The sequence below is a fragment of the Bacillus sp. AMCV2 genome (genome assembly GCF_056033925.1).
This window is the reverse complement of record NZ_JBVYIB010000002.1, coordinates 3,351,264-3,377,023: the sequence shown is the minus strand read 5'-3', so window position 1 is coordinate 3,377,023 and position 25,760 is coordinate 3,351,264. Positions and strand designations below refer to the sequence as shown.

Here is a 25,760-nt window from a genome sequence, read left to right as displayed (position 1 = left end):
TTTATTCATGAATCGAATCAAAGTGTTTCACTGTTATATTTTTGAAGGAGGCTGTGCCGCCGTCAGAAAAAAGGGTAATTCCTTTATCTTCAGGCTTTGGGAAGACTTCATTTGAAAAAACGGTTTTCCCGTCGCCTACAAATACTTCTATCGTTGTCTTATCGACGAGAATTTTTACATGTGCTTCATGTTTGCTTACATCGTAAGGTGCTTTGCTTTCGACAAAGGTATCGCTTTTGTCAGGCTGATTTGTGGCTGCTCTATTGACATATGCATAGCCGCCTTCGGCGAAAATGCCGACATCAATATGGCGTTTTTGGTCTTCTGATTCTCTGAGCCTGACGCCTGCATTTTTTAGCTCTGACCAAGAAAGATCCATATCAAGCTGGTACGTATCACCTGTCATCGACAATGTTTTTGATCCGTTCACATCCTGATCCTCTATTTCGTCAGTTGAAACAGTCAGCTGCTCCAAAGCTTCAATCGGCTGTGAGACGAGGCTGTATGTTCCATCCTGCTCCTTCAGCCGGAGTTCGCGTATGACAGAATCTGTGCCGTTAAAGCCGTTCTTCATTGTCGGGGTGTTGTTGGCATAATCCCAATTGTTCATCCAGGCAAGCGCATACCGTTTTTCTAATGGATCTGTGCTTTTGCTGTCTTCGAACGTCACACCGCCATACCAGTCGAAGCCATAGTCAAGCCATTGGGCTTCAGTCTGATCCGCTTTGAATTCTTTTCCGTCGAAGCTTCCGGTCCAGTAGGCGTACGTATTTGGTTTGCCCCACGGTTTGCCATTCGCGCTGGCGCCGAGAACCCACTTATTCGTTCCGTCGCTTGCCCGCATCATGTAGAGGTCGGGACATTCCACCATTCCCGCCTGTTCTGGGAAGAATCCGCTTGTGTAATGCCAGTCCTTAAGATTATCGGATTCATAAAAGCCGATTTTTGATCCTTCAGCCATAACCATGACCCATTTGTTATCTTGGTCATCCCATATCACTTTCGGGTCTCTGAAATCGTCTGTGCCCGGATTAGGCATAACGGGGTTGCCACTGTAGAATTTGAATGATTTTCCTTTGTCTGTGCTGTACCACAAATATTGTTCCTGTTTTTTGTCTTTGGCTGAGGGCTGTGTCACAATCGCGACAAGCGCATTTTTCCCGAAGCCGGCTGTGTTCTCTTTATCCACCACGACGGAACCGGTCCAAATGTCACCGTCCGGGTTCGTATATTTCGGAATAGCCACGCCTTCATCGGTCCAGTGCACCAAATCCTCTGAGACGGCATGGCGCCATTCTGTGCCGTTGCCTTTTGGGTAATCCCGGTTATATAGATAGAAATAATGATACTTGCCATCAAAATAGATCGGTTTTTGAGGGTCATTTTTCCATTTATCCGGCGTCGTAAAATGATATGCTGCCCGGTAGTCCGGCTTCTGTTTTGATTTTGTTTTTTGGTCATGTCCTTCTTTTGGAAATAAGTCGATAAACAGCAATATTCCTAAAAAGGTTAGGAATACGGTTAGCCATTTGCCTGCTTTTATATAGTTCATATGGGATTCACCTTTATGTTAATAAGAAATAAAAGAAAATGCCAATAGGATATCGGCATTTTCTTTTGTGTTTTTATTTGTTAACTGTTAATTGTCCTTGTTCAAGGATGCTGTCTTTGACAACAGATGTTTTCTTGCCTTTGATGTTCAGCAGGAAGCTTGGCGCAAACGTTGATTGTTTGTCTGCGTAGAATCCTCTGTTTGTCATATAGCTTGTAATCACGACATTGTTTCCTTTCGCTTGAGGTACAGCGAAGTGTGAGTAAGTAAAGGTTACATCGTTAGGATCAAGATCCATTTTTAATACAAGGCCAGTTTTGTTCAGCGGCTTGTATGGGCCAGTTAAAGAATTAGAAACATAGCCAAGCATGTAAATATCGTTAGACGTGATGCCGTCAATCGTCATTTTTGACCCGCGGGAGTCAGTGAACAGATACCATTTGCCGTTCATTTTAAAGACGTTCGCGCGTTCAATTTCATCTGTTACTGTGTTAGATGCAATCAGCGGTTTCATCACTTTTTTCAGTGTGTAGTCATCGTTTAGCTCGATCATGCCGAGGGCGCCGTTTGCTAACTCAGCCGTGCGTTTTTTATCGCTTTGCAGAAGTTTTTGACTTTCTTGACGGAAGAACGATGTGCTTTTGCCATAGTATGCTTTGTTAAATAAAGATTCTTCGCCTTGGTAGCCATCTTCAGTTCCAGTGTTTGCTTCAAATACTAAGTATTTGTGGCCTTTATCTTCTACGTAGTGAGGATCTCTCAGCGTATGGTTGTCGCCTGAGCTGTAGTTGCCTTCATCGATGAACTGCTGTACATTTTGATACGTTTTGCCGTCACCGTCAAAGATGGATTTATAATCCTCTACACCGTTGATGTTCAAAGAGCTGTCTGATGCTGATACGTTAACCTGTGCAGTTGTCAGTGTTTGTTTGCCGTAATGTTTACCGGAGAAATCAGTGTAGAATAAACGGATGTGACCGTCAGATGTGAATGTCGCTGAGCCAGACCATTCTTGTGTTTGGTCTTTCAGGATTGAATCATTTGCATCGAATTTGTCGCTGTCTTTGAAGACGCGGCCAGCGTTTTTCCAGCTGTCAATAGAAGTTTCGCCGACTTTTTGATAGAACATGTAAATCGATGTGTCATCCGCGTTTTTAGGATCTCCGGCTAATGCAAAGACGATGTGGTAGCCGTGATAGTTTGCGACAGTGCCGTCAGCGTTTTGTAATGGCCAGCTGTCCCAAACGTCCAGGCCTTTTGCAGAAGAGATATTTTTAATTGTGGACGGATCGAATTCAGGTACTTGATATTTTTCATTTTTTTGCTGTTCAGGGATTTGCAGCATATCATGGCGTGTAATATGGGAAATGCCGTATGTTTCCTTATATGATTTTTGGTTCGTTTCTTTCGCAAACGCTTGAGTAGCACCTCCTGCCAGCAGTGCGGTAGTAAAGGTTAATACTGTTGCTTGTTTTGCAAACTTTTTGATGTTCATCGTTCATGTCTCCTTTTTTATGTACTGTGTTAGCGGTCTGCTTCTTCCAGCCCTCCTGTTTGAAGATGGCAAGTTAGTTACGCACAATAAAAAAAGACCTAAAATATGTAAGGGGTGGCGCCAAAGTATACACTTTGCCCTTTACACATTTTAGGTCTTGCCTGCTTTATCAGTAACAAACCCGCGCGATTTACTTTTCGACCTCATTCTATTAGACTCTCGTTTGGATTGCAACTGGTCTATTTTCCTCTTTTGTTTGATAGTAAATCATAAAAGGATTTGCGGACTACGGGCCTAAAGAACTAAAAAATCTATCTGTTTCTTTTCATTCTCTGTATTTTTTATAGCTTCTGTTGTATGGGCATAAAGTTGCCTTTTTCATCATAATTCAGAAAATATGACAATATCTCATTTTCCTATTGATCGATTAAAAAGGATCTCTAACTGAGGTCTTTCATATAAGATTAGCTGATGCCTTGGTGAAGCATGCCTCTTGGATTAAAAAGCAGTAATTCGTTTTGGGAACATGCTGCTGTTATTTCTATTTTTGAGTACAGTCCGGGCAGATACCGTTTCAATGGCTGTAACGATCAATATAATAATGTATTAACTAGCAAAAAAAGATAGAAGCTTAAGGCTTATAAGGAGGAAAAAGTTATGCCGCCACGGCCAACTAAATGGATTAAGAGGAACGATCGACCGGAACCTCTTTTATCACCAAGTGTCACAAATGGAAATACCCCATCAGCTCAACAAAACCAGTCCTTCGCACCAATGACGAACCAGCCTATTTCTGCTTTCAGAGCCACCAGCAATATGAATCTGTCAGTTGCTGCAAATGCAGCCAGCGGAGTCCTTTTTCAAAATGTGCAATTTGATTTGGCGAATGAATATAATCCCGGCACATCTACATTTTCACCGAGAACAGCAGGCGTGTATTCTCTTAATGCATCAGTTGAATTTCAAGCGAATGCGAATGTTGGCTTCAACTTAGAAGTCGTATTTCTTGTGAATCAAGATGTGGTAGGCGGCGGAAATAACCAATTTCAAGCAGGGAATCTCCCCGCTGTTGTAGCCATTACGGAAATTCTTCAGTTAAACGCCGGAGATACGGTGACAGTTGCAATGAGGAGTACTGCCGCCGGAGTCATTCAAGCGACTACGAGAACCCATTTTGCAGCCGCTAGAGTTCCTTCTCCGACTTCATAAAAGGGGATTTTTTGATTCGTGCAGATCTAATAGCGCTCTATATTAAAGTTGATTTTTCCTGTTTGAGGATTGATCAGCTTTTTTATTATTTTCAAAATATTTGAAACGCCAATAGCTTAGTAACGTACATAGAAATAGGAGGTGGAGGCATGAAGCAGAATAAAAGAAAGAATCTTCAGACGTTATTTGAGACATTAGGCGAAAAACATCAGTTTAACGGGACGGTTCTGGCTGCGGAGGGTGGCGATATTTTATATCATCACTCTTTTGGTTATGCGGAAATGACGGAAAAACGCCCGTTGAAAACCAACTCTTTGTTTGAGTTAGCGTCTTTGTCAAAGCCTTTTACAGCATTGGAAATCATCTTGCTGGAGGAGAAGGGGATTCTTGGCTATGAGGATAAAGTGGATCGCTGGCTGCCCGGTTTTCCGTATCAGGGCGTAACGATTCGGCATTTATTGAACCATACGTCAGGGCTTCCTGATTATATGGGATGGTTTTTTGCCAATTGGGATTCACACAAGATTGCGGTGAATCAGGAATGCTGATGAATGAGGGGCTATCTGGTTATTTTGAGCCGAATGAAGGCTGGATGTACAGCAATACGGGGTATGTGCTGCTGGCGGTTATCATTGAAAAAGCATCTGGCATGAGCTATGCGGATTTTATGAAAACAAGTATTTTTTTACCGGCCGGCATGAATGAAACAAGAGTGTATAACAGGAGGCTTTCGCCTGAGCGAATTGATCATTATGCATATGGATATGTGTATGATGTACATTCCGAAACAAACGTCCTCCCTGATGAGCTGGAGGAAACGAACTATGTTGTGTATCTCGATGGCATACAGGGAGATGGGACGGTGAACTCTGTCACAAGCGATTTGTTTCGATTTGATCAGGCTTTATATCAGGACGATTTAATCAGCAAGGCTTCTAAGGAATCTGCGTTTTCTCCAGTGCGCCTCAACAATGGAGAAACAATTGATTATGGCTTTGGCTGGGTACTGCAAAATAGTCCTGAAAAAGGGCGGATTGTCAGCCACAGCGGAGGATGGCCCGGCTATTCGACGATGATGATCCGATATATCGATCATCGTAAAACGCTGATTTATTTGAGTAATAAGGAAGAGGATACTGAATATGAACAAGCGATTCTGAAGGCGGCGGAACATATTCTATTTGGCCAGCCATATGAGGTCCCAGAACGTCCTGCTGATAAAAAGAAAAAAGCAATTGATACGGCGATATACAGCCGCTATGTTGGCAGCTACCTGTTGCAGGATGGGACGGCTGCACAGGTGACAGCCGAGAATGAACGGCTTTATTTGGAGATCGCCGGACAGCTGAGACTGGAGTTATTTCCTTTCTCGGAAACCCGTTTCTTTCTGCGATCATTGTCTGTTGAAGTCGAGTTTACGTTAGGTGAGGATGCTGCGAAAAGCTTTATCCTCTATGAGGATGGCTCAGAGGAAGAAGCGGTCCGTACGAATTAGGAAGGAATGAATTTGATGATCGGAATATTAGCTGGAATGGGGCCGAAATCGACCTCGCCGTTTATTGATAAGGTGATTGATTACTGTCAGAAGCTGTATGGGGCTTCAAACGATATTGACTACCCGCACATGATGATCTATTCATGCCCGACGCCCTTCTATGCAGATCGTCCAATTGACCATGCTGAGATGAAAAAAGCGATTATCGACGGGGCGGTAAAGCTCGAGAAAACAGGCGTTGATTTCATTGCGCTGCCTTGTAATACGGCGCATGTCTACTATGAAGAGATTCAGCAGGCACTGTCGGTTCCTATGTTACATATTGTTGAGGAAACGATAAAAGAGATTCCGCAGCCTGCAAAAAAAGCGGTTGTTTTAGGAACAGAGCCAACCATCCAATCCGCCATCTACCAAAAAGTTCTGAAGGAAAATGGAAAAGAAGTTGTTCACAAGGACCATTGGCAGCAGGCTGTGAACCAGCTAATCGCCGCAATCAAACAGCCAAATCATATGCAGCATACACCAGTATTGTGGCAGACGCTATATGAAGAAATCAGTCAGCATGCAGACATCATCATTTCAGCCTGCACGGATTTAAATGCGGTGTTAAATCATATTCAAAGTGAGATTCCGATTATAGATTCCTCTGCCTGTCTTGCCAAAAGCACTGTCAGCACATATCTTGCTTATCAAAGCTAGCTTCAGCCAAGGACTGTCTTCAAACAGTCCTTGTTTTTTTATGTTCCTATTGTTTGACAGTTAACTGCAATAGTGTTAAAGTAAACATGTAAATAGTTACATGATTTTTTTCTGGATGTGAGGTGGTTCTCGTGAAGAAGCCGGCTTTAAAACCATTCGCCTCTTTAGAAATCAAGGTTGATCCGCCTATCACGATTGGTGAGACAGGCCTGGGACTGAGACGATTCATTCCGATTCGTTCGGGAACAATAACCGGGGAAGTAAAGGGACGTATTTTGCCGGGCGGTGCCGATTCACAAATGATTCGCGCTGACGGCAGAACCGATTTATCTGCCAGGTATGTGATTGAAACAGCAGATCATGAACTGATTTACATTGAAAACAATGGACTACGGCAAGTCAGCGAGCCGTTTCGAAAACAAGCGGCAGCCGGGGAAATTATTGATCCTGAGCATGTTTATTTCCGTACGGTACCGACGTTTGAAACAGGCAGTGAAGCCTATCAATGGCTCCATGACCGCTTGTTTATCGGTTCCGCAGAAAGAACCCCTGATTACGTTCGACTAGACATTTATGAAGTACAGTAAAAGACTAAGGAGAGTGTGAAAAATGGAAAACTTTATCGGAAGCCACATGATTTATACGTATGAAAACGGCTGGGAATACGAGATTTATATTAAAAATGACCATACAATTGATTATAGAATTCATAGCGGAATGGTTGCCGGACGCTGGGTTCGGGATCAGGAAGTGAATATTGTCAAACTGACAGAAGGCGTATATAAAGTGTCTTGGACAGAGCCGACTGGCACGGATGTTTCATTAAACTTTATGCCAAATGAAAAACGCATGCACGGCATTATTTTCTTCCCGAAATGGGTGCATGAACATCCTGAAATTACGGTTTGCTACCAAAATGACCACATTGATTTGATGGAAGAATCCCGCGAAAAATATGAAACGTATCCAAAATACGTTGTACCTGAATTTGCGGAAATTACATTTCTGAAAAATGAAGGAGTCGACAACGAAGAAGTGATTTCGAAGGCTCCTTATGAGGGGATGACAGACGATATTCGCGCGGGAAAATTATAATAAACATAAAAACCCGGAAAAGAGAATTACTTCTCTTTTCCGGGTTTTCTTTTTGCTGAGTATGCGGGAACCATCACAATTCCCGTGAAAAACAGTATGATGCCAGTCCAGCGCATAGGCTGGTAATAGACTGTGTCCCGTAAACATACCACGGCCGATAAAATAATGATACAAGCGGCCACAACAATGGCAGCACCAATGTATCCTGTTTTCCCCATGTTTATTCTCCTTTTGGAGGGAATAGTTTCTGCCTTTTTTCAGATTCGGGATCGTTTTCGATCGTAATCTCTGAATCTAAAATCAGCGTCTCTCTTGTTTCTTCCTGATACGCTGGCCAATTCACAGCCTCGGTGCTTGGGTTTCCTGTTTTGGCGAATGTGATCCATGCTGATTGTATCGAGCGAGAAAGCTGTTTCACCTCATCCGTAACCTCCGTTTTTGCCATACGTTCTAATCCGTCCAGATTTCCAAAGACAAAAGGAAGCTCTAATGCGTGAAACGCTTTATTGTACGGCGGCTTCTCCGGGTACCAATCGAACCGGTACATCCAGACAGGGGCGTAATGAGACTGTGCGGATGCATAGGCGACAGCAGGGCGCCAAAATAATAAATCAGTCATCATATGAATTTGGCTTTCCAAAGAACGCGGATACAAATCGGCAGCTTTCTCTGCCAGCGGCTTCCCTAGTAAATACTCGAGCGCTGCATCAAGCGTTTCCTGAGAATGAACGTCTGAATCCGGGGTGAAAAATAAATATCCTTCATCACGGGTTGTTCCGATTAATAGCGGAATGCCGGAAGCAGCCCCTTCTGCGATCGCTTTTTCTGGTTCAGCAGGGAGCGTTTTCGGATCAAGGGCGGGCTGGAAGAACAGCTGAAAGATATTTTCTTTTTCTGCGATCCGAAGCTGATCGGCCGCTTTAAGCAAATCTTCCGCTGCTACAGTATGCAATCTGTCCATCTGGCTCCCATTAATCCCAAGGACCTGTAAAAAGGCAGCCGCAGTGCTTGCCGCTTGTTCTTTTGTCATTGTTCGAGAAGCGCCGCTTTCCATGATCGCTTTCTGGAACAGGCCTTTTGCCGCAGGCATAGCGAGCAGCGCGGCAATGCTCATGCCGCCGGCGGATTCTCCAAATACTGTTACGTTATTGGGGTCACCGCCAAACGCTGAGATATTCTCTCGCACCCATTTCAGTGCGGCGGCTTGGTCTAAAAGCCCAAGGTTATCGGAATACGCCTCATCAAATGAAGACAAGTGCAAAAAGCCAAACGGCCCCAGCCGATAGTTCAGTGTGACGACAATGACCTCTCCCTGCGCCGCAAGTTTTGATCCGTCATATAATGGCTCACTGCCCGCTCCAAGATAAAAAGCGCCTCCGTGAATCCACACCATGACAGGCAGGTTTTGACTTGGAGTGTCAGGCGCAAATACATTGACATACAAGCAATCCTCGGACTGGCGGGGCAGCTCGACATACGACAGTGAGAGCAAATCAGACGGCTGCGGGCAAACAGGGCCGTACGCTGTGGCATCAAGGACATCTTCCCACACTTCAGGCGGCTCAGGTGCTTTAAAACGCCATTGTCTGACAGGCGGCTTGGCATAAGGGATGCCTTTCCACTTATGTACGCCGTTTTCCGTTGTGCCTTTTATTTTGCCGTATTGAGTCGTTACTATTTGATGAGTCATTGTGTTCTCTCCCTTTTTCCCCCATTATAAACAGATTTACCCTATAGATGCGAACGTTAGCCCTTAACCGATCATCATCTTCCCATTGTTTTTAAAAAGGATTTGACTTCATGGACAGTCAAGCCGATTTCTCTTGCTTCTGCCATCAGCGCTTTCCATTCTTCTATATTGGATTCCGTCAGTTTACGGTTGCGGTAAGAGGCAGTTTCAGGCTGTTCTTTCTTCAGCCTGTTCGTAAAAGTGAACAATTCTTCCTTTTCCATCCCGGCTTGTACGGCTTGCACTAAATGTACGCGCCATTCTTCTTCACCGCCGCTGATTTTTTCATACATCATTGTTTCTGCGTCAAATAATTCTGTTAATTCAACTTCCAGTGTGGCAGAAACCTTTTTTAAAAATTGAACGGACGGATTCGTGTGAACGCCTCTTTCAATCTTGCTTAAATAGGATTTGGATACGCCTGACTCAACAGCCAGCTGATTAATAGAATAGCCTTTTCTTTTACGGTACAAACGGATAATTCTTCCAATCATAATATGAAATTCTCCTCTATTCCTGTCATTATTTCGTTCATTATAAGGAATTTTTCGTTCTTTATAAAATTTAAAATAATAAGGGAAGTGCAGTAAATTAGAGGAAAATCATGATTTTGTTCTCTAAAGAGAACTTATTGGCTTATTTTGCAATTTTTAAATAATAACGTTTTCTTTTATAATCCAATCATTAACAGAAAGGGGCGCGGGAAGCCAGCCGCGGGAAGGCTGAAGGCTATGAATACATGAATGAGAATATGAGTTTCAAAGAATTATATGCGATTGTCAGACACAGATTCGTGCTGATTCTGCTCATCACAATCGGCGTCACCCTTATGATGGGTTTTGTGCAATTTAAGGTCATTTCACCGACCTACCAGGCGTCGACACAGGTGCTGGTTCATGAATCAGACGGTGAAGAAAACTCGAATCTCAGTGACATCCAGCGAAATCTTCAGTATAGCAGCACGTTCCAATCGATTATGAAAAGCACTGCCTTGATGGAAGAAGTTAAGGCGGAATTGCACCTATCTGAATCGGCTTCCTCGCTGAAAGGAAAAGTGGTTACCAGCAGTGAAAATGAATCAGAAATAATCAACGTTGCCGTTCAGGATCACGATCCGGCGAAAGCAGCTGAGATTGCGAACACATTAGTGAACAAGTTTGAAAAAGAAGTAGATGAAAGAATGAATGTACAAGGCGTACATATATTATCAGAGGCGAAGGCTTCTGAAAGCCCGATGATCAAGCCGGCCAGGCTGCGAAATATGGTCATGGCTTTTGGCGCTGCTGTCATGGGCGGCATTACACTGGCATTTTTTCTGCATTTTCTCGATGATACGTGCAAAAGCGCACGGCAGCTCAGCGAGAGAACCGGATTGCCATGCTTAGGCTCCGTTCCTGATGTCCACAAAGGGCGGAATCGCGGGATAAAACATTTCGGGGAGTGAAGCGAGTGATCTTTAGAAAAAAGAAAGCAAGGCGAGGTTTGGCTCAAATATCTGTTTTACACAATAAATCAGTTGTTGCGGAACAATATCGCACCATTCGGACAAACATTGAGTTCTCATCTGTCCAGACCAACTTGCGATCTATCCTCGTCACCTCCTCTGTGCCTGGTGAAGGTAAATCGTTCAGTGCAGCGAATCTTGCGGCTGTCTTTGCGCAGCAGCAGGAAAAGAAAGTACTGCTGGTGGATGCCGATTTAAGAAAGCCGACCATCAATCAGACGTTTCAGGTTGATAATGTAACCGGGCTGACAAATGTGCTGGTCGGCAATGCTTCACTCAGTGAGACGGTGCAAAAGACGCCGATCGATAACTTATATGTACTGACAAGCGGGCCGACCCCGCCAAACCCGGCAGAACTGCTGTCTTCAAAAGCAATGGGAGATTTAATATCTGAGATCTATGAACAATTCAGCCTCGTCATCTTTGATTCCCCTCCGCTTTTGGCTGTTGCGGATGCTCAGATTCTAGCAAATCAGACAGACGGCAGCGTGCTCGTCGTTTTAAGCGGAAAAACAAAAACCGATACCGTTCTAAAAGCAAAGGATGCACTGGAACAATCCAATGCGAAGCTGTTAGGCGCTCTTTTAAACAAAAAGAAAATGAAAAAATCGGAACACTATTCCTACTAGTTTTTGTAAAGGTGATGTCTCCTGACCTGTATCAATGGAGGCACTCGGCTCTGCTGTGGGCAGCTGAAGTTGCTGCCTTAGATGCTGGTCGTCGCTGGCGGGGCGTGAGGATGGGTTAAATGCCCACTTATCTGATATATACATAGGACGTATTGTCGGTTTAGCTGCTGCCGATTTTTTGGAGAGACGAAAACCGCCGCAGCTAAACCGATAAAAGAATTAGGGGGGAAAAGGTTGAGTTACCGGAGAAGACTGTCAATGATTATTGCGCTGGATACTTACCTCGTTTTAAATTCAGTTATTGCAGGATATCAATTTTTAAAAGATTCCTATCAATTTTATGACTCCGGAGCATTACTGCTTACCGCTGTCAGCTTGCTCCTCAGCTATCATGTGTGTGCTTTCCTGTTCAATCAGTATAAACAGGTGTGGACATACACCGGACTCGGCGAGCTGATTGTCCTGCTTAAGGGCATTACGCTTTCCGCCGCTGTGACCGGCATCATTCAGTATGCTGTGTATCATACAATGTTCTTCCGTCTGTTAACCGCGTGCTGGGTGCTTCAGCTTTTGTCTATTGGAGGTACCCGTATTTTATCCAGAGTATTAAACGAAAGCATCAGAAAAAAACGCTGCGCCTCGTCCCGCGCGCTGATTATCGGGGCGGGTTCAGGTGGGACTCTGATGGTCAGGCAGCTGCTTTCGAAAGATGAACCTGATATCATACCGGTCGCTTTTATTGATGACGACCAAACGAAGCATAAATTAGAAATTATGGGGCTGCCCGTAATCGGCGGAAAAGAAAGTATCATGCCTGCGGTGCAAAAGCTCAAAATTAATTATATTATTATTGCCATTCCTTCACTCCGCACCCATGAGCTTCAGGTGTTATATAAAGAATGTGTGCGAACCGGAGTAAGCATTAAAATTATGCCTCATTTTGATGAAATGCTGCTTGGCACGCGAACTGCCGGACAAATCAGAGATGTAAAAGCTGAGGATTTGCTCGGCAGAAAGCCGGTAACCCTCGACACTAGCGAAATTTCGAATCGCATCAAAGGAAAAACAGTTCTCGTCACGGGAGCGGGCGGATCAATCGGCTCAGAAATCTGCCGTCAGATCAGCGCGTTTCAGCCTAAGGAAATCATTCTGCTCGGCCATGGGGAAAACAGCATTCATTCGATTTATACAGAGCTGAACGGACGATTCGGCAAACACATTGTGTTCCATACGGAAATCGCTGATGTGCAGGACCGCGATAAAATGTTTACCTTGATGAAAAAGTACGAGCCGCATGTTGTCTATCATGCAGCTGCCCATAAGCATGTGCCTTTAATGGAACACAACCCTGAAGAGGCGGTCAAAAACAATATTATCGGAACAAAAAATGTCGCGGAAGCAGCCGATATGTCGGGAACAGAGACATTCGTGCTGATTTCATCGGACAAAGCGGTGAACCCAGCCAATGTAATGGGGGCGACAAAACGATTCGCAGAGATGATTATTATGAATCTTGGGAAAGTCAGCAGAACCAAATTTGTCGCTGTTCGCTTCGGCAATGTACTCGGGAGCCGCGGCAGCGTCATTCCGATTTTCAAAAAACAGATTGAAAAAGGCGGCCCAGTGACAGTAACACATCCGGCAATGACCCGCTATTTCATGACGATTCCCGAGGCATCAAGGCTTGTGATTCAGGCTGGGGCACTGGCGAAAGGGCGTCAAATTTTCGTTCTCGATATGGGAGAGCCCGTAAAGATTGTGGATCTAGCCAAAAACCTCATTCATTTGTCCGGCTACACGACTGAGCAGATTCCGATCGAATTCACAGGCATTCGTCCGGGCGAAAAAATGTATGAAGAATTACTGAACAAAAATGAAGTCCATGCTGAACAAATCTTTCCAAAAATTCACATCGGTAAAGCGGTGGACGGCGATTGGCCGGTGCTGATGCGCTTTATCGAGGATTTTCATGAGCTGCCGGAAGCCGACCTGAGAGCGAGGCTGTTTGCGGCAATCAATACATCAGAAGAAATGACGGCTGCTAGCGTTCATTAGGGGGTGTGAAAATGACGAAAAAGATATTGTTTTGCGCGACTGTTGATTATCATTTTAAGGCCTTTCACCTCCCTTATTTTAAATGGTTCAAGCAAATGGGCTGGGAGGTTCATGTCGCCGCGAACGGACAAACCAAGCTGCCGTATGTGGATGAGAAATTCTCCATTCCGATTCGCAGGTCACCTTTTGACCCTCAGAACCTGGCCGTTTATAGGCAGCTGAAGAAAGTGATCGACACCTATGAATACGACATTGTCCATTGCCATACACCGGTCGGCGGTGTTCTCGCCAGACTGGCGGCGAGGCAGGCACGGCGGCACGGAACAAAGGTGCTGTACACAGCGCACGGATTTCACTTCTGCAAAGGAGCACCAATGAAAAATTGGCTTCTTTACTATCCGGTCGAGAAATGGCTTTCAGCATATACGGACTGTCTGATTACGATTAATGAAGAGGATTACACACGGGCGAAAGGACTTCAAAGGCCGGGCGGAAGGACGCAGAAAATTCACGGCATTGGTGTCAATACCGAGCGTTTCCGGCCTGTCAGTCCGATAGAGCAGCAAAGACTCAGAGAAAAGCACGGATTCCGTGAAGATGATTTTATATTGGTTTATCCGGCTGAGCTCAATCTGAACAAAAACCAGAAGCAGTTAATTGAAGCCGCAGCCTTGCTAAAAGAAAAAATTCCTTCGCTTCGCCTTGTGTTTGCCGGGGAAGGGGCCATGGAACAAACGTATCAAACGTTAGCTGAAAAGCTTGGCGCTTCCGCCAATGTCTGTTTTTACGGCTTTTGCAGCGACATACATGAGCTGATTCAGCTTGCGGATGTATCTGTCGCATCCAGCATTAGAGAGGGCCTCGGCATGAATGTGCTTGAGGGAATGGCGGCAGAAAAACCGGCGATCGCCACAGATAATCGCGGGCATCGGGAAATCATCCGCGACGGAAAAAACGGGTTTCTGATCAAAATCGGTGACAGTGCTGCTTTTGCCCGCCGGATTGAACAGCTTTACCATAAGCCGGAACTCTGCCGAAAGCTGGGACAGGAAGGCCGAAAAACAGCCTTGCGCTTCTCGGAGGCGCGAACGGTGGAAGAAATGGCAGATATTTATTCCGCCTACATGGATATGGATACAAAGGAGAAAAGCGTATGAACTCAGGACCGAAAGTTTCTGTCATTATGGGCATTTATAATTGCGAACGCACTTTGGCAGAAAGCATAGAATCCATACTCAGCCAATCCTATAAAAATTGGGAGCTGATTTTGTGCGATGATGCGTCAACAGACGGCACGCTCCGCATCGCGAAGCAGTATGCCGCTCATTACAGCGACCGCATCAAACTGATTCAAAACAAAACAAATAAGCGGCTTGCCGCATCATTAAATCATTGTCTTTCGCATGCGACAGGCGATTATATCGCACGTCAGGATGGAGATGACCTTTCGTTTCCGCGCCGTCTGGAAAAGCAGGTCGCGTTTTTAGAAAAGCACCGACATTATCAGGTGGTTGGCACCGGCATGCTTGTGTTTGATGAATTTGGCGTAAGAGGCACCCGCATTCTGCCTTCTGTTCCGGAGCCGGGCATCATGGCAAAAGGGACCCCATTTTGCCACGGCACGATTATGATGAGAGCGAGTGCCTACCGCACGCTGAAAGGCTACCGGTCGGTGCGGCGGACGAGACGAATGGAAGATATTGATTTGTGGCTTCGCTTTTTTGAAGAGGGCTTCAGGGGCTATAATCTTCAGGAAGCCTTGTATAAAGTGAGGGAAGACAGCGATGCATTCAAACGGCGGTCATTTACGTATTCAATCGACAATGCCATTCTTGTCTATCAGGCGTGTAGACGCTTGAAGCTTCCTTTATCTGATTACATATATATCGCAAAACCGTTAATCCGCGCGTTTATGCCTGCAGCCGTGATGAATCGCTACCATAAAAAAAGAGTGATGAACCAAAAGGAAGGGCTTGTCAAGCATGAATAGCAGCCAAAAGCGCGTGCTCCATGTTCTCAGCGGCATGAACAGGGGCGGCGCGGAAACCATGGTAATGAATTTATATCGGAAGATGGACAAAAGCAAAGTGCAATTTGACTTTTTAACGCATCGAAATGATCCGTGCGCTTACGATGAAGAGATTTTATCTTTAGGCGGGCGGCTTTTTTATGTCCCGAGCATTGGGCAAAGCAATCCCCTTACATTTGTGAGGAATGTGAGAAACGCGATAAAAGAAAACGGGCCGTTCAGCGCCGTTCATGCGCACACGGATTTCCAAACGGGTTTTATCGCCCTTGCGGCAAGGCTCGCCGGAGTGCCGGTCAGGGTATGCCACTCCCACAATACGTCTTGGAAGACCGGCTTCAATTGGAAGGATCGCTTGCAGCTGATGGTGTTCAGGCGGCTCATTTTGGCAAATGCGACAGCGCTGTGTGCCTGCGGAGAGGATGCGGGCAGGTTTTTATTTGGACAGTCCAACATGGAGCGGGAGCGTGTTCACCTTCTTCCTAACGGGATTGACCTTGAGTTGTTCGCCCCAAATGGGCAGGCGGCTGATGAAGAAAAAGCAGCACGCGGCATTGCAGCTGACCGGCTCATCATCGGCCATGTGGCCCGGTTTCATGAAGTGAAAAACCACGCGTTCCTGCTGAAACTTGCCGCACATCTCAAAGAAAGAGGCGTTCGCTTTCAGCTCGTTCTGGCGGGAGACGGGCCGTTGCGCGGGGAGATAGAGGAGGAGGCGCGGCATCAGAATTTGCTTTCAGACGTCCTCTTTTTAGGCACGGAAGAACGGATCCATGAACTGATGCGAACATTCGATGTATTTGTCATGCCGTCTCTGTACGAAGGCTTGCCGGTTGTGCTTGTGGAAGCGCAGGCGTCGGGGCTTCCATGCATCATTTCAGACAGCATTACAGAAAAAGTCGACGCCGGTCTCGGGCTTGTCACAAGATTAAGCCTTTCTGAGCCGGTCAGCGTCTGGGCTGAAACCATTGCGAGGGCGGCCGCCGCAGGCAGGCCGAAGCGTGAGTTCATCAAAGAAACACTCGCTCAACTTGGCTACGATGCACAGCAAAATGTAGGAGCGCTGCTGAATGTATACAACATCAGCACGGAAAAGGACCATAACCGATGATTGTATATGCCGTCAATATGGGGATTGTATTTATTTGGTCTTGGTTCGCTAAAATGTGCGGCGGCCGTGACGATTCGCTTGCCACGGGGTATCGGCCGAATAAGCTTTTGATCTGGATTCCGCTCGCTTCACTTGTGCTCGTGTCAGGTCTCCGCTATCGAGTCGGCACGGATTTTCAGACGTACACGCTGCTGTACGAATTGGCGGGCGATTATCAAAATGTGTGGCAGATATTCGGTTTCGGTACAGCAAAAACAGCGACAGATCCGGGGTTTACCGCACTCCTTTGGCTGATGAATTTCATCACGGAAGATCCTCAAATCATGTATTTTACGGTGGCGGTCGTGACCTACAGCTTTATTATGAAGACACTCGCCGACTATGGCAGGCCGTTTGAGCTGAGTGTCTTTTTATTTTTGGGAACCTTTCATTACTACGCGTCTTTTAACGGCATCAGGCAATACATGGTCGCAGCTGCTTTGTTTTGGGCGATCCGTTATATCATCAGCGGGAACTGGAAGCGATATTTCCTGATTGTGCTGGTCAGCTCGCTCTTTCATTCGTCGGCGCTAATTATGATTCCAGTGTACTTTATTGTCAGAAGAAAAGCCTGGTCACCGGCGATATTTGGCCTATCCGCTTTATTTCTCGGCATGACATTTTTATATCAAAAATTTATTTCTGTGTTTGTCGTTGTACTTGAAAACAGCTCATACAGCCATTATGAAAAATGGCTCATGACGAACACAAATGGAATGAATGTGATCAAAATCGCTGTTTTGGTTCTGCCGCTGTTTCTTGCATTTTGCTATAAAGAACGACTGCGGCGTCTATGGCCTCAAATCGATATTGTCGTAAATTTGTGCCTGCTTGGTTTTTTATTCGGCCTTTTGGCCACAAAGGACGTGATTTTTGCCAGATTCAATATTTATTTCGGTCTGTATCAAATGATCTTAGTCCCTTATTTCGTCAGGATATTTGATGAAAAATCGAATGCCCTTATCTATATTGCTATCATTGTTTGTTATTTTCTTTACAGTTATTTGCTTATGCCGGTTGATTCATCCGTTCTGCCTTACAGAACGATTTTTTCCCGGTAATTTATGCAAGAGGAGCCGGTCATTATGGAAACACCTGCGGTTAGTCTGTTAGTCGCTGTTTATAACACAGAAACATATATCAGAACGTGTCTCGAATCACTGCGGAACCAGACAGTGGACAATATAGAAATCATCATTGTTAATGACGGTTCAGCAGACGCCAGCCCGGATATCGCAGAAGAATACGCCAATATGGACAACAGGTTCAAGGTGATTCATCAAGAGAACAAGGGTCTCGGTGCGGTTCGGAATAAAGGCATTGAGGCAGCACGCGGCGAATTTATCGCGTTTATCGATTCAGACGATTGGATCGAACCTGATTATTGCGAGCAGATGCTCCGAGCAGCAGGCGATGAAACTGATCTGGTCATTTGCAATTACGCCGCAGAGTTTGAGGACACTGGCAAAACCATGGACTCAGACATTGCCCAAACCTATCAGGATCAGCCGAAGGAGCACTATATCAAGGCGTTATTCGAAGGGAAGGTCAGAGGGTTTTCATGGAACAAACTGTACAGAAGAAGCATGATTGAAGCCCATCGGCTGTCGTTTCCGCTCCGAGGCGAGCTGGAGCATGTCGAGGATCAGTTTTTCAGCTTCAGGGCTCATTTTTTCGCCCGCTCAGTATCCTACGTAAAAACGCCGCTCTATCATTACCGAATTCACCTTTCCTCCATTGTGCAGCGCTATCAGAAAAAATTGTTTGAATCAGGACTTGCGCTGTATGAGGCGAATGCGGCGTTTTTACAGGAGAATAACAAACTGGAGGAGTATCGCAAGGAGCTTGATACCTTTATCGTTCTTCACAGCAGCATCTGTATGCTGAATGAATGGAAAACGAGCGGCAGCCGCCGGCTGTTTGAAAAGCTTAGAAATGTTGGCGTGATATGCGCGGACCCGGTGTTTCAAGAAAGTCTTTCAAAAACGGGTACTGCTCCTTTTGACGCAAAACGGTCATGCCTGCTTCTGATGGCGAAATACAGAATGATTCCGTTCGTCGCTATGGCATCGGCTGTGTATCAGCGGGTGATCGAGTACAAAATGAGAAACAGAGGGTGAGGACATGTCGTTACAATCGTTGAAAATCAATTTTGCAGAATGGCTGCTGCTAAAGGTCAAATACCCGTCCCAATATTGGCTGGGAGCGGCAGATCAGCCGGTAAAGGCCGCAGCACATCAGAAAAAAATCATACTGACCCTGCTGCCGTCCCATGACAATTTGGGAGATCATGCAATTGCTTATGCCAGCAAGGCATTTCTTGAGCAAGAATACTCGGACTTTGACATCGTCGAGGTCGATATGAAGGACATTTACAAATCAGCAAAAAGCCTGATCCGCTCGCGCCATCCGGAGGATATGGTCTTTATCATCGGCGGCGGAAACATGGGGGATTTATATCGTTATGAGGAGTGGACGCGCCGCTTCATCATTAACACATTCCGTGACTATCGGGTTGTCCAGCTTCCGGCAACGGCCCATTTTTCTGACACGAAAAAAGGGCGCAAAGAGCTGAAACGGGCACAGAAAATTTATAATGCGCACCCCGGCTTGTTGCTGATGGCGCGGGATGAAACAACGTATCAATTTATGAAACAGCATTTTCAAGAAAAAACAATTTTGAAGCAGCCGGACATGGTGCTGTATTTAGACAGAAGCAAGGCCCCCGCAGAACGCGAAGGGGTTTATATGTGTTTGCGCGAGGATCAGGAAAGCGTGCTTCAGGAGGACCAGAGGAACCGGGTCAAGGCTGCGTTATTTGAGGAATTCGGCGAGATCAAATCCTTTACGACAACGATCGGGCGCCGGGTCAGCCGCGATACACGCGAACAAGAACTTGAAGCACTGTGGTCTAAGCTGCAAAGCGCAGAAGCCGTCGTCACTGACAGGCTTCATGGCATGATTTTTTGCGCGCTGACAGGAACGCCGTGTGTTGTCATTCGCTCCTTTGACCATAAAGTAATGGAGGGCTATCAATGGCTTAAAGACATCCCGTTCATGAAGCTGATAGAACATCCGGAGCCAGAGCGCGTAACAGCCGCAGTTAATGAGCTTTTAACAAAAGAAACACCCCGTGCAGGCTTTCCGAGAGATGTGTATTTTAAAGGTCTGCGTGACAAAATCAGCGGTGAAGCGCAATGACCCCGCTCGTCAGCATTATTGTCCCGATGTATAATGTTGAACCATTTATAGGGGAGTGCATTGATTCTTTGCTTCGTCAAACGCTTTCTGATATTGAAATCATCCTCGTGAATGACGGAACACCGGATCGTTCAGGCGAAATTGCAGAGGACTATGCACAACGGGATGCGAGAATCCGGGTCATTCATCAGGCAAACGGCGGGCTTAGTTCAGCGCGAAATACGGGAATAAAGGCCGCGCGGGGCACTTACATCGGCTTTGTAGACGGAGACGATTATGTATCATCCTCCATGTTCCAGAGGCTGGCTGAAGAAGCGGAGCAAAATCGGCTCGACATCGTCGGATGCGGTTTTTACAAGCAGTCATCGGACAGGCGGACATATGTGCCGCCGCAGCTTGAGGCAAACCGCGTGCTGACAAAACGAGAAATGACTGAACGGCTTAAACATGCTCACGAAACGAGATTTATCTGGTATGTATGGCGTTACCTTTACCGCCGTGAGCTTTTTGATAGGGCGAATCTGATGTTTGATGAAGACATCCGTTTTGCTGAAGACTCTCCCTTCAATTTGTCCGCTTTTTGCGAAGCGGAGCGGGTAAAAATGCTTGATGAAGGATTGTACATTTATCGTGAAAACCCGAACAGCCTGACAGAAATTCCTTATAAGCCGGCGATGGATGAACATCTTCAAAAACAATATCAGGCTAAAATCGCATTCTACAATCACTACGGCTTAGCAGGCGCATGCAAAGAAGATTTGAATGTGTACATTTGCAGGCACCAGCTTCCGATGCTTTTGGCAAATGCCTGTGCTTCTCCGAATTCGCCGAGAGACATCAAAAAGAAGATCAGACAGATTTTATCCTATGACATGGTGCGGCAGGCTGTCAGACATACACCGTTTCAGCATGAGAAATTATTAAGAGGAGAGCGTTTGGTATTAGCACTGTGTAAATGGCGGCTCACTTTTCTCATCAAGCTGTTTTTCGAGCAGCGGGGGACAATGAAAGGCAGTGCGAAGCAGGCATGAAATTCACGATAAATTTCAGTGCTAATCTCACGGCTTTTCTCTTGTCCGTTTTCCTGTCGGTTTGGATGACGCCTTTTATTGTCAAAACGCTCGGTGTGGAAGCGTTTGGCTTTGTTCACTTGACACAAAATGTGATTAATTACTTTTCGGTTATCACCGTGGCGCTCAGCTCGGTTGTCGTTCGGTTCTTTTCTGTTGCTGCCCACAGGGGAGAGCGGGAGAAAGCAAATGCGTATATCAGCAATTATTTAGCGGCCTCTGTTTTGATTTCATTGCTGCTCTTGCTGCCGCTTGCGGGTTCGGCTTTTTTTATTGACCGCGTCATGAATGTGCCGCAAGCGCTTTTGGCAGATGTGCGGTTGTCGATTTTGATCGGCAGTGTGCTGTTTATTTTAACATTTCTGATGGCCGGCTTCGGCGCTGCACCATTTTATGCCAACCGTCTTTATATCACCAGTTCCATTCAGGCGGTGCAAATGCTTATACGGGTGCTGTCTGTGCTGCTCCTGTTTGCATACTTTGCGCCGAAAATCTGGCAGATCCAGCTTGCAGCTTTAGCTGGTGCTGTTATTGCGTCTGTGCTGTCTTTCTATTTCTTCAAAAAGCTGATTCCATGGTTTTCGTTTCGTATGAAGGATCTTTCATTCCGCACTAGCAAGGAGCTGTTTCAAGCGGGCGCATGGAGCTCCGTCAATCAAATCGGCGTCCTGCTTTTTTTGCAGATTGATCTGTTAACCGCCAATTTGATGCTTGGGGCGTCCGCCTCCGGGAAATACGCGGCGATTATCCAGTTTCCGCTGCTTTTGCGCAGCTTGGCCGGAACGGTCGCATCCCTGTTTGCGCCTATCATGACTTCATATTATTCAAAAGGCGATATGGAAGGATTGATGAATTACGCAAATAAGGCAGTAAGGCTTAATGGTCTTTTGCTTGCACTTCCTGCTGCCTTATTGGGCGGATTGGCCGGGCCTTTTTTGACAATCTGGCTCGGACCGTCCTTTTCGTCGATAGCACCGCTTTTATTTATTCATGCCGGATACTTGGTTGTCAGCCTCGCCTTTATGCCGCTGTTTTATATATGGACCGCTTTTAATCAACAAAAAACACCGGCAATTGTTACCCTGCTGTTAGGTGCGGTGAATGTGGTGCTGGCGGTCACGCTGAGCGGGCCAGCTCATCTCGGTCTGTACGGCATAACATTGGCAGGGGCCATTTCTCTTATTTTAAAAAATGCCATCTTTACGCCGCTTTACGTATCCCGCATTACAGGCTACAAAAAGCACGTGTTCTTTAAAGGCATAATCGGGCCTCTTTCAGCCGCTGTATTTGCCTGGACGGTCTGTAAGACAATTCAGTTCGTTGTGAAGATTGACGGCTGGCCGTCACTGATAGCGACGGGAGTGGCAGTCAGCTTTTGCTACGCTGTTTTCGCTTTTATGCTCGTTTGTACAAAAGAGGAAAGACAGCTGGTATTAAAACGGTTTCGAAAAACGAAAGGAGCTGTGAATCTTTGATCCTGAAACGACTTTTTGATCTGACGGCCGCCATTTTTTTGTTGTGCTGTACGAGTGTGATCATTCTGTTCACCATCGGCGTTGTCAGGCTGAAAATAGGATCACCTGTCTTCTTTAAGCAAGTAAGGCCAGGCCTGAACGGCAAACCGTTCACCCTATACAAGTTCCGGACAATGACGGATGAACGGGACAGTGAGGGAAATCTGCTGCCCGATGAAGTCCGGCTGACGAAAACGGGCAGGCTGATCAGAAAGCTGAGCATTGATGAGCTTCCGCAGCTCCTGAATGTCCTGAAGGGCGATCTTAGCCTTGTCGGGCCGCGGCCGCTTTTGATGGACTATCTGCCTCTTTATACAGAAAAACAGGCACGGCGCCATGAGGTGAAGCCGGGTATCACAGGCTGGGCGCAAATCAATGGCAGAAACGCGATTTCCTGGGAAAAGAAATTTGAATTAGATGTTTGGTACGTTGACAACCGGTCATTTTTTCTCGATTTGAAAATTTTATGTTTGACGGTGCGAAAGGTCCTTGTTTCAGAAGGGATTCAGCAAACCAATCATGTGACCGCGGAACGGTTTACCGGAAGCGGAGATGTGTCCTCATGAAAAACGTGGCCATTGTGGGTGACGGCGGACACGGAAAGGTGATCAGAGAGCTGATAAACGCCCGCTCAGATACGCGCTTAGCCGCGGTGCTGGATGATAAATTCAAAACGTTCGAAGGCGGAAAAGAATGGTACACAGGACCGCCGGAAGCCGTTACTGAACTACGCAGGCTCATTCCTGATGTGCTGTTTCTGATTGCTGTTGGGAATAACAGTGTCAGAAAACAGCTGGCGGAGCGACTGGGACTGAGGAAAGATGATTTTATTACATTGATTCACCCGTCAGCCATCGTCAGCAGGTCGGCTGTCATTGGGGAAGGGACAGTAATTATGGCGGGCGCGATCATTCAGGCGGATGCGCGCATCGGCGCTCATTGCATCATCAATACGGGTGCAGTGGCAGAGCACGATAATCAAATCAGCGATTACGTTCATCTGTCCCCGCGTGTCACGCTGTCAGGAGCGGTTTCCGTTCAGGAAGGCGCTCACGTCGGAACTGGTGCATCCGTCATACCGCAGATCACAATCGGGGCTTGGAGCATTGTCGGAGCCGGCTCCGCGGTGATCCGTCCCATACCGGACAGGGTAACGGCGGCCGGTGCTCCGGCACGCATCATTTCTTCCATTCAAACATCAAACAAAGGATGATTCTATGCATAAAAAAATCTACTTATCTCCCCCTCATATGAGCGGCAGGGAGCAGCACTATATTTCAGAAGCCTTTCGCTCAAACTGGATTGCGCCGCTTGGGCCGCTCGTGAATTCATTTGAAGAACAGCTGGCAGAACGAGTCAGTGTAAAAGCAGCAGCTGCGGTCAGCTCAGGAACGGCGGCGATTCATCTCGCGCTGCGTTTACTCGAGGTAAAAGAAGGTGACAGCGTGTTTTGCCAGTCCTTCACATTTGTAGCAACCGCCAATCCGATTTTATATGAAAAAGCGGTGCCCGTCTTTATTGATTCTGAGCCTGATACGTGGAATATGTCGCCGACAGCCCTTGAAAGAGCATTGGAGGAAGCGAAAAGAAACGGAACACTGCCAAAAGCGGTTATTGCCGTCAATCTATATGGGCAGAGTGCGAAAATGGATGAAATCGTAAGCCTGTGTGATGCATACGGAGTTCCTGTCATTGAGGATGCAGCCGAATCTCTGGGTACACTCTATAAAGGGAAGCAAAGCGGAACTTTCGGGCGCTTCGGCATTTTTTCATTTAACGGGAACAAAATCATTACCACATCAGGGGGAGGGATGCTCGTTTCAAATGATGAAGCAGCAATTGAAAAAGCAAGATTTCTCGCTTCGCAGGCACGAGAGCCGGCTGTTCATTATCAGCACAGTGAAATGGGACATAATTACAGGCTAAGCAATATCTTAGCCGGCGTCGGCATTGCCCAGCTTGAGGTGCTGGATGAGCGTGTGGAGAAAAGAAGGACCATTTTCACGAGATACAAAAATGCGCTTGGTCTCATAGACGGCGTCCGCTTTATGCCGGAGTACGCAGCCGGCGTATCCAATCGCTGGCTCACCACGCTCACACTTGATAACGGGCTCAGCCCATATGACGTAGTTCAACGTCTTGCTGAAGAAAACATTGAAGCCCGTCCGCTGTGGAAGCCGCTCCATACCCAGCCGCTGTTCGATCCGGCTTTATTTTATTCTCATGAAGATACAGGAAGCGTATGCGAAGATTTGTTCAAGCGGGGAATCTGTCTCCCTTCAGGGTCAAATATGACAGAAGATGAGCAAGACCGGGTCATTGATGTGCTACTGCACTTATTCCAAACTGCCGAGGTGAAGAAATGGACAGCAAGCATTCGATGATCGGCCTGAAACAGAAACTGTCCGGGCTGCTCGACGTCATTCCGAAACAATCAGAGATTATATATGCTGACTATCCTCTATATGGGAATGTAGGGGATTTATTTATTATGAAAGGAACAGAAGCCTTCTTTAAAGAATACGGGATTCGGGTCAGAAAACGCTGGAATCCTGACAATTTTCCAGTCGGGCGAAAGCTGGATCCTAATCTCATCATCGTCTGCCAGGGAGGCGGAAACTTCGGGGATCTGTATCCGTATTATCAAGGCTTTAGAGAGAAAATCGTCCAAACCTATCCGAACCACAAAATTGTGATCCTGCCGCAATCGATTTATTTTCAAGACAAAGACAACCTCAAACGGACGGCAGAGATATTTTCTAAGCATGCGAACCTTCACATCATGACAAGGGAAAAAGCCTCCTATGCTACGGCGCAGGCTTATTTTACAAGAAATCACATTCAGCTTCTGCCTGATATGGCTCATCAGCTGTTTCCCGTCGTTCCCACGCAGCAGCCGTCCAATCAAAAGCTGAGATTTATCCGAACAGATCATGAAGCAAACCAGGCGCTCCAGGAACACGCAGAAGCGGAAAGCTACGACTGGCGCACGGTCCTGTCAGCTTCAGACCGCCGGACGATCGCTTTTCTCCAAACGCTGAACGTCCTGAACAAAAAAGCGGGCAACCCTCTGCCGATCGCGTTTATATGGGAAAAATACTCGGATTATATCGTCCAAAAAGCGATTCGGTTCTTCAGCCGTTACGAATCGGTGGAAACGTCAAGGCTGCACGGACACATCTTGTCCTCTCTTCTTCAAAAAGAAAATACGGTCATTGATAATTCCTATGGGAAAAACGCCAATTATTTTCATACCTGGATGGAAGGAGTGCCAAGCACCCGGCTCATCCAGAACGCCTCAAAGAAGGAAAACCTTCCTGCTCACATGTGAGCGGAA

The 25,760-nt window shown here is 46.3% G+C and carries 24 protein-coding genes and 1 pseudogene; 20 read left to right on the top strand and 5 right to left on the bottom strand.

Annotation, left to right across the window (positions count from 1 at the left end):
* Nucleotide 1: 1 nt before the first annotated feature.
* Together levB and sacB are read right to left on the bottom strand one after the other, a co-directional pair.
* Nucleotides 2–1,552 (bottom strand): 2,6-beta-fructan 6-levanbiohydrolase, encoded by a 1,551-nt coding sequence (levB, locus tag AC0OMA_RS17520; RefSeq protein WP_181220170.1) that lies wholly within the window; start codon nucleotides 1,550–1,552, stop codon nucleotides 2–4.
* Nucleotides 1,553–1,625: 73 nt separating this feature from the next.
* Nucleotides 1,626–3,047, bottom strand: a complete 1,422-nt coding sequence (gene sacB / locus AC0OMA_RS17515) for a levansucrase (protein WP_474222298.1) — start codon at nucleotides 3,045–3,047, stop codon at nucleotides 1,626–1,628.
* Between the two features lie 657 nt (nucleotides 3,048–3,704).
* On the opposite strand from sacB, the gene AC0OMA_RS17510 reads away from it, so the two are divergent.
* From AC0OMA_RS17510 to padC, 5 genes and pseudogenes are all read left to right on the top strand, one after another.
* On the top strand, nucleotides 3,705–4,256 hold the full coding sequence (locus tag AC0OMA_RS17510) for a C1q-like domain-containing protein (RefSeq protein ID WP_122894744.1): 552 nt from the start codon (nucleotides 3,705–3,707) through the stop codon (nucleotides 4,254–4,256).
* Between the two features lie 149 nt (nucleotides 4,257–4,405).
* Nucleotides 4,406–5,751 (top strand): annotated as a pseudogene (locus AC0OMA_RS17505) (serine hydrolase).
* A 15-nt stretch (nucleotides 5,752–5,766) separates the two neighbouring features.
* A complete protein-coding gene (gene racX / locus AC0OMA_RS17500; RefSeq protein ID WP_474222447.1) occupies nucleotides 5,767–6,450 on the top strand; it encodes a broad specificity amino-acid racemase RacX in 684 nt (227 codons plus the stop codon).
* 131 nt (nucleotides 6,451–6,581) lie between these two features.
* The gene (locus tag AC0OMA_RS17495; RefSeq protein ID WP_047183587.1) at nucleotides 6,582–7,037 is read left to right on the top strand and encodes a DUF3237 domain-containing protein; all 456 of its coding nucleotides are present in this window, start codon (nucleotides 6,582–6,584) and stop codon (nucleotides 7,035–7,037) included.
* Nucleotides 7,038–7,059: 22 nt separating this feature from the next.
* Entirely contained in the window at nucleotides 7,060–7,545 is a 486-nt protein-coding gene (gene padC, locus AC0OMA_RS17490) for a phenolic acid decarboxylase (protein WP_015384708.1), read from the top strand.
* A gap of 26 nt (nucleotides 7,546–7,571) precedes the next feature.
* Here padC and AC0OMA_RS17485 read toward each other — a convergent pair whose 3' ends face one another.
* The 3 genes from AC0OMA_RS17485 to slrR all read right to left on the bottom strand — a co-directional run bounded on the left by AC0OMA_RS17485 (nucleotide 7,572) and on the right by slrR (nucleotide 9,768).
* Nucleotides 7,572–7,763 (bottom strand): hypothetical protein, encoded by a 192-nt coding sequence (locus tag AC0OMA_RS17485; RefSeq protein WP_014480958.1) that lies wholly within the window; start codon nucleotides 7,761–7,763, stop codon nucleotides 7,572–7,574.
* A gap of 2 nt (nucleotides 7,764–7,765) precedes the next feature.
* The gene (gene pnbA / locus AC0OMA_RS17480; protein WP_474222297.1) at nucleotides 7,766–9,235 is read right to left on the bottom strand and encodes a para-nitrobenzyl esterase; all 1,470 of its coding nucleotides are present in this window, start codon (nucleotides 9,233–9,235) and stop codon (nucleotides 7,766–7,768) included.
* Between the two features lie 74 nt (nucleotides 9,236–9,309).
* Nucleotides 9,310–9,768 carry an HTH-type transcriptional regulator SlrR gene (gene slrR / locus AC0OMA_RS17475; RefSeq protein ID WP_003228245.1) on the bottom strand — a complete coding sequence of 153 codons (459 nt, stop codon included), beginning with the start codon at nucleotides 9,766–9,768 and terminating at the stop codon, nucleotides 9,310–9,312.
* A gap of 245 nt (nucleotides 9,769–10,013) precedes the next feature.
* On the opposite strand from slrR, the gene AC0OMA_RS17470 reads away from it, so the two are divergent.
* The 15 genes from AC0OMA_RS17470 to AC0OMA_RS17400 all read left to right on the top strand — a co-directional run bounded on the left by AC0OMA_RS17470 (nucleotide 10,014) and on the right by AC0OMA_RS17400 (nucleotide 25,754).
* A complete protein-coding gene (locus AC0OMA_RS17470) occupies nucleotides 10,014–10,718 on the top strand; it encodes a YveK family protein (protein WP_041338900.1) in 705 nt (234 codons plus the stop codon).
* 5 nt (nucleotides 10,719–10,723) lie between these two features.
* Nucleotides 10,724–11,407, top strand: coding sequence for a protein tyrosine kinase EpsB (gene epsB, locus AC0OMA_RS17465; protein ID WP_003228249.1), 684 nt, complete (start codon nucleotides 10,724–10,726; stop codon nucleotides 11,405–11,407).
* 234 nt (nucleotides 11,408–11,641) lie between these two features.
* Nucleotides 11,642–13,462: a polysaccharide biosynthesis protein gene (locus AC0OMA_RS17460; RefSeq protein ID WP_181220166.1), complete on the top strand. Its 1,821-nt coding sequence runs from the start codon at nucleotides 11,642–11,644 to the stop codon at nucleotides 13,460–13,462.
* Nucleotides 13,463–13,473: 11 nt separating this feature from the next.
* On the top strand, nucleotides 13,474–14,619 hold the full coding sequence (locus AC0OMA_RS17455; RefSeq protein ID WP_474222296.1) for a glycosyltransferase family 4 protein: 1,146 nt from the start codon (nucleotides 13,474–13,476) through the stop codon (nucleotides 14,617–14,619).
* A complete protein-coding gene (gene epsE, locus AC0OMA_RS17450; RefSeq protein ID WP_003228255.1) occupies nucleotides 14,616–15,452 on the top strand; it encodes a glycosyltransferase EpsE in 837 nt (278 codons plus the stop codon). The genes AC0OMA_RS17455 and epsE overlap by 4 nt, the downstream gene beginning before the upstream one ends.
* On the top strand, nucleotides 15,445–16,599 hold the full coding sequence (locus AC0OMA_RS17445; RefSeq protein WP_474222295.1) for a glycosyltransferase family 1 protein: 1,155 nt from the start codon (nucleotides 15,445–15,447) through the stop codon (nucleotides 16,597–16,599). Before epsE ends, AC0OMA_RS17445 begins: the two co-directional genes overlap by 8 nt.
* The gene (epsG, locus tag AC0OMA_RS17440) at nucleotides 16,596–17,699 is read left to right on the top strand and encodes a biofilm exopolysaccharide biosynthesis protein EpsG (RefSeq protein WP_015384700.1); all 1,104 of its coding nucleotides are present in this window, start codon (nucleotides 16,596–16,598) and stop codon (nucleotides 17,697–17,699) included. The genes AC0OMA_RS17445 and epsG overlap by 4 nt, the downstream gene beginning before the upstream one ends.
* 24 nt (nucleotides 17,700–17,723) lie before the next feature.
* A complete protein-coding gene (locus AC0OMA_RS17435; RefSeq protein ID WP_474222294.1) occupies nucleotides 17,724–18,758 on the top strand; it encodes a glycosyltransferase family 2 protein in 1,035 nt (344 codons plus the stop codon).
* A 4-nt stretch (nucleotides 18,759–18,762) separates the two neighbouring features.
* Nucleotides 18,763–19,839 carry a polysaccharide pyruvyl transferase family protein gene (locus tag AC0OMA_RS17430; protein WP_100505845.1) on the top strand — a complete coding sequence of 359 codons (1,077 nt, stop codon included), beginning with the start codon at nucleotides 18,763–18,765 and terminating at the stop codon, nucleotides 19,837–19,839.
* On the top strand, nucleotides 19,836–20,870 hold the full coding sequence (locus tag AC0OMA_RS17425) for a glycosyltransferase (protein WP_309530066.1): 1,035 nt from the start codon (nucleotides 19,836–19,838) through the stop codon (nucleotides 20,868–20,870). Before AC0OMA_RS17430 ends, AC0OMA_RS17425 begins: the two co-directional genes overlap by 4 nt.
* Nucleotides 20,867–22,384, top strand: coding sequence for an MATE family efflux transporter (locus AC0OMA_RS17420; protein ID WP_015483720.1), 1,518 nt, complete (start codon nucleotides 20,867–20,869; stop codon nucleotides 22,382–22,384). The genes AC0OMA_RS17425 and AC0OMA_RS17420 overlap by 4 nt, the downstream gene beginning before the upstream one ends.
* Nucleotides 22,381–22,989, top strand: a complete 609-nt coding sequence (locus AC0OMA_RS17415; protein ID WP_474222293.1) for a sugar transferase — start codon at nucleotides 22,381–22,383, stop codon at nucleotides 22,987–22,989. The genes AC0OMA_RS17420 and AC0OMA_RS17415 overlap by 4 nt, the downstream gene beginning before the upstream one ends.
* Nucleotides 22,986–23,636, top strand: coding sequence for an acetyltransferase (locus AC0OMA_RS17410; RefSeq protein WP_014480944.1), 651 nt, complete (start codon nucleotides 22,986–22,988; stop codon nucleotides 23,634–23,636). The genes AC0OMA_RS17415 and AC0OMA_RS17410 overlap by 4 nt, the downstream gene beginning before the upstream one ends.
* Before the next feature lie 4 nt (nucleotides 23,637–23,640).
* A complete protein-coding gene (locus AC0OMA_RS17405) occupies nucleotides 23,641–24,807 on the top strand; it encodes a DegT/DnrJ/EryC1/StrS family aminotransferase (RefSeq protein WP_047183221.1) in 1,167 nt (388 codons plus the stop codon).
* Entirely contained in the window at nucleotides 24,786–25,754 is a 969-nt protein-coding gene (locus AC0OMA_RS17400; RefSeq protein ID WP_047183220.1) for a polysaccharide pyruvyl transferase family protein, read from the top strand. Before AC0OMA_RS17405 ends, AC0OMA_RS17400 begins: the two co-directional genes overlap by 22 nt.
* The last annotated feature ends 6 nt before the right edge of the window (nucleotides 25,755–25,760 follow it).

Coding starts and splice junctions, on each gene's coding strand:
- AC0OMA_RS17435 (WP_474222294.1), top strand. CDS start 17,724: ATGGAAACACCTGCGGTTAGTCTGTTAGTCGCTGTTTATAACACAGAA.
- slrR (WP_003228245.1), bottom strand. CDS start 9,768: ATGATTGGAAGAATTATCCGTTTGTACCGTAAAAGAAAAGGCTATTCT.
- AC0OMA_RS17445 (WP_474222295.1), top strand. CDS start 15,445: ATGAATAGCAGCCAAAAGCGCGTGCTCCATGTTCTCAGCGGCATGAAC.
- AC0OMA_RS17425 (WP_309530066.1), top strand. CDS start 19,836: ATGACCCCGCTCGTCAGCATTATTGTCCCGATGTATAATGTTGAACCA.
- padC (WP_015384708.1), top strand. CDS start 7,060: ATGGAAAACTTTATCGGAAGCCACATGATTTATACGTATGAAAACGGC.
- AC0OMA_RS17405 (WP_047183221.1), top strand. CDS start 23,641: ATGCATAAAAAAATCTACTTATCTCCCCCTCATATGAGCGGCAGGGAG.
- AC0OMA_RS17485 (WP_014480958.1), bottom strand. CDS start 7,763: ATGGGGAAAACAGGATACATTGGTGCTGCCATTGTTGTGGCCGCTTGT.
- AC0OMA_RS17510 (WP_122894744.1), top strand. CDS start 3,705: ATGCCGCCACGGCCAACTAAATGGATTAAGAGGAACGATCGACCGGAA.
- epsG (WP_015384700.1), top strand. CDS start 16,596: ATGATTGTATATGCCGTCAATATGGGGATTGTATTTATTTGGTCTTGG.
- AC0OMA_RS17470 (WP_041338900.1), top strand. CDS start 10,014: ATGAATGAGAATATGAGTTTCAAAGAATTATATGCGATTGTCAGACAC.
- racX (WP_474222447.1), top strand. CDS start 5,767: ATGATCGGAATATTAGCTGGAATGGGGCCGAAATCGACCTCGCCGTTT.
- pnbA (WP_474222297.1), bottom strand. CDS start 9,235: ATGACTCATCAAATAGTAACGACTCAATACGGCAAAATAAAAGGCACA.
- AC0OMA_RS17410 (WP_014480944.1), top strand. CDS start 22,986: ATGAAAAACGTGGCCATTGTGGGTGACGGCGGACACGGAAAGGTGATC.
- AC0OMA_RS17400 (WP_047183220.1), top strand. CDS start 24,786: ATGGACAGCAAGCATTCGATGATCGGCCTGAAACAGAAACTGTCCGGG.
- sacB (WP_474222298.1), bottom strand. CDS start 3,047: ATGAACATCAAAAAGTTTGCAAAACAAGCAACAGTATTAACCTTTACT.
- epsE (WP_003228255.1), top strand. CDS start 14,616: ATGAACTCAGGACCGAAAGTTTCTGTCATTATGGGCATTTATAATTGC.
- levB (WP_181220170.1), bottom strand. CDS start 1,552: ATGAACTATATAAAAGCAGGCAAATGGCTAACCGTATTCCTAACCTTT.
- AC0OMA_RS17455 (WP_474222296.1), top strand. CDS start 13,474: ATGACGAAAAAGATATTGTTTTGCGCGACTGTTGATTATCATTTTAAG.
- AC0OMA_RS17420 (WP_015483720.1), top strand. CDS start 20,867: ATGAAATTCACGATAAATTTCAGTGCTAATCTCACGGCTTTTCTCTTG.
- AC0OMA_RS17430 (WP_100505845.1), top strand. CDS start 18,763: ATGTCGTTACAATCGTTGAAAATCAATTTTGCAGAATGGCTGCTGCTA.